The 2,656-nt window shown below is 34.6% G+C and carries 3 protein-coding genes and 1 pseudogene; 2 read left to right on the plus strand and 2 right to left on the minus strand.

The window, feature by feature from the left end; translation table 11 throughout:
- Positions 1-348 (plus strand): Hsp70 family protein (locus ABX784_RS16785; RefSeq protein ID WP_372656216.1); only part of this gene is annotated, 348 nt, incomplete at its 5' end.
- 235 nt (positions 349-583) lie between these two features.
- Here the strand turns inward: ABX784_RS16785 and ABX784_RS16790 are convergent.
- Together ABX784_RS16790 and abiEi are read right to left on the minus strand one after the other, a co-directional pair.
- Positions 584-1,480 (minus strand): nucleotidyl transferase AbiEii/AbiGii toxin family protein, encoded by an 897-nt coding sequence (locus ABX784_RS16790; protein ID WP_372656217.1) that lies wholly within the window; start codon positions 1,478-1,480, stop codon positions 584-586.
- Positions 1,481-1,484: 4 nt separating this feature from the next.
- Entirely contained in the window at positions 1,485-2,012 is a 528-nt protein-coding gene (abiEi, locus tag ABX784_RS16795) for a type IV toxin-antitoxin system AbiEi family antitoxin (RefSeq protein WP_372656218.1), read from the minus strand.
- Between the two features lie 279 nt (positions 2,013-2,291).
- On the opposite strand from abiEi, the pseudogene ABX784_RS16800 reads away from it, so the two are divergent.
- Positions 2,292-2,656: pseudogene (locus tag ABX784_RS16800) on the plus strand (glycosyltransferase family 4 protein); the annotation flags it as partial.

Genomic DNA, 2,656 nt, shown 5'->3' on the forward strand with positions numbered 1-2,656 from the left:
TCAAAGCTTGGCTTTGATCTTATGAAAGAAGTTGAAGGAGCAAAGATTAATCTCTCTAGTAATCTAACGAGTGAGCTTATCTATAATAAAAGAGGAGTGAAGCTTGAGAACTCACTCTCTCAAAAAGACTACTTTGATAAATCTGATGAAGTCACTGAGAAGATTGTAAACTCCCTCAAAGAATCTCTAGAGACAGCTAACACTAACACTGAAGATATTGAATATATTCTCTGCACAGGAGGAAGTGTCCAAAACCCACTATTTCTAGAAAAACTAAAAGAGATATTTGGAGCTGAGAAGCTTATTCTATCAAATGAGCAGGGAAGTGTAGTGTTTGGCTTGGAATAAATTGCAAAAAATCATATTAAAAACAGATATTTATGATTGTTTTAAAAAATACTAGATGCATCTAGTATTTTTACTAGGTCCATCTATCTAGTAATTTTTAATGAGATAAACTATGGAGAGTGATCTCGCTAGAGATTGGACACCATTAGCTAGATTACAGGTTGAAGTTGCAAATGGCTTTGATAAATATTTAAGACTTTTACAGACAATTGTTGTCTGATAACTTTCATCTATTCTACATCTTAAAGTCTAAACTTTCTTTATCATCCTCTTTTTTGATAGACTTACTTAGCTCATTTGCTTCCTTATTTATTACATTTACTAAATAAGGCCAGAAGTTTTCTTCATCTAGAGTTCTTTTCTTAATATCAACAGGTAGAAAACGTCCCATTTCATTATAAAAGTCTTGTTTCGTTTCTTGGTCGTTGTGAACCATTCTTGAATGCTTATCTATATTGGTAAGAAAGCTGTCTACGCTCTTCTCTCTTACACTTAGTTTCTTCAACACAAGGTCTGCTCTTTGATCGATCGTTTGCTGTTTTAGCCAGACAATGTCCCATATATCTCGAGGTTTGATACGCCTTTCTCTAAATGCAAAAGCAACCATCTTGTCGGCCAATATTTCACTTAAGCTTTGAACGGGGATTGGTAATCCTGCCATAGAGGAGTTTATACCGTAATGATCTATTATTGGGTGATGTTCAACTTCAAATGAAGGGAGAGAGCAAACATCAATGTGCATTTTTTGGCTAGGTAAGTCTGGGCGGTTACTATGCTTTTCAATCGTTATTTTCCAGCTAGAAGTATCTGTTTTAGACAGTTTTGGCTCTCGAACAGAAACATTTAGACCATACTTTTTTTCTAAGTGGAGTTTGAGGTCATCCGCAAGACTATCAAAGTGTTCTGGCATAAAGTTTAGCCCAGCTGTAAAGTCTAAGTCTTCAGAGAGCCTGCTGGAGTTATAGCATAGCCTAAGGGAAGTTCCTCCGATGAACGTCAATTGTTGTAATACTCCAGTTCTGTGTAAGACAGTCATAATGTCATGATGAAGTATTTCTTTTTCTATTACATTTTCGAGACCCAATAGATCTGGTCTTTTACTAAGGGCCTGTTTCACTAGCACATCTAACATTGATCTACTCCTCCAGCATTTGTAAGTTACGTCCTACGCGATTTAAATCTCTTATTGCTTTATCTTTCTTTGCACGAAAAATCCCTATATCTGGATCAAAGTAAATATGCCCATTCAGAGATTCTATACTATGATTTGTATGCGTAAATTCTATCACACCGTAAATTGTTTCTACTTTTCCACTTCGACCAGTAGTCATAACTGTAAGGTGGTTTATAAGAACTTGAGAAATAATACCTAGGTAGCTAAGTTGTGACTCTAAACTGATATATAAAAACTTATCCCAGTGTAGTAGTAGGGCAATATTTTCTAGCACTCCTTTGGAGTCAGGAGGCATTAAGGGATTAATATATATACCCTTACAAACATTAGTTAGAACGCTTGCCTTAGTAGCTTTGTGTAAGAGTTTACTAAAGTTAGAAGATTTTGGTTCATTAAGTAGTAGGGCCAAGTCACTTGTTGTAAAGAGACCGTAGTGTCCCCCTTTTCTTGCTGAGATTGTTTTTTCAGTTAACCGTCTAAGCTTACTCATATTACCTCGTTCACTAATTATTGATCTTAGCTATAGTATCTATTAAGTGTACACTTTTTCGCCATATAAGGGAATCTGTGTGTATTTAATCTTACAGGAATTTATGTCTTAGTCTATTTGTAAAAGTATTTAGATATATAACTATTTGATATTATTATAAAGTGAAGAGGAGGTTTCTTGCTAGATATGTGAGAGTGCCCAGAGCTAAATTATTGAAAATAAATAAGAGGTCATAAATAGTATTACTCATTACTTTGATTTTTTGATAGGGTTGCCTTCATGAAAGTAGTAATATTACATGATTGGCTAACTGGCTTTAGAGGTGGTGAGAGAGTATTAGAAGTATTTTGTGAGATGTTTCCAGATGCTCCTCTCTATACACTTATTTATGATAAAGGGTCTACTAGTCCAATTATTGAAAATAGAGTCATTAAGACTTCCTTTCTAAATTACATCCCTGGAATAACAAAGCACTATAGAAAGTTTCTCCCATTATTTCCTATGGCCGCAAACTTCTTAAAAATTACTGAAGACGCTGATCTTGTTATTAGCTCGTCTCACTGTGTTATAAAAGGTGTTAAAAAACCAAAGAACTCAAAACATATAAGCTACATTCACAGTCCAATGAGATATCTCTACGATCA

Origin of the sequence: Halobacteriovorax sp. (assembly GCF_041587335.1) — a bacterium.
GTDB lineage: Bacteria > Bdellovibrionota > Bacteriovoracia > Bacteriovoracales > Bacteriovoracaceae > Halobacteriovorax.